General features: G+C 46.0%; 1 protein-coding gene. It reads right to left on the bottom strand.

The genetic code is table 11. From position 1 onward, the window contains the following. The coding region (locus AC23P2_RS31280; RefSeq protein WP_487776817.1) for a DUF11 domain-containing protein at positions 1 to 400 on the bottom strand (400 nt) is incomplete at both ends.

Here is a 400-nt window from a genome sequence, read left to right as displayed (position 1 = left end):
CCTGGCGTCGAATCCTTATCCTTCACAGTGTTGCCATTTCTATCTTTCGCATCTTTAATTTGAGCGTAGTTCGTCAAACTTGTGCCTGTAAAGTTTGCATTCACACGTACTGTGATGTCAACTGAAGCCGTTGCACCTGGAGCCAATGGACCTGCAATCGCTGTATTCAACGTCGCAATCTGACCCGCTGCTGTCCAATCTGCATCTGCCAACGTCATGCCTACTGGCAATGAATCTGACAATACAACATTCGTCGCTGTCATCGAACCTTCGTTCTTCACTGTCAAAGTAAACGTTACCAAATCCCCTGGAGTTACATTTGCACTTTGACCTGATGCCAATGACTTCGTCAACGCTAAGTCGAATGTTGTCAAACCTGCATCAACTGTCAAATCACTGC

It is taken from the genome of Runella sp. R0.1_18 (assembly GCF_057652155.1).
The sequence above is the reverse complement of the archived record's forward strand: the minus strand, read 5'-3'. Positions and strand labels throughout refer to the sequence as shown.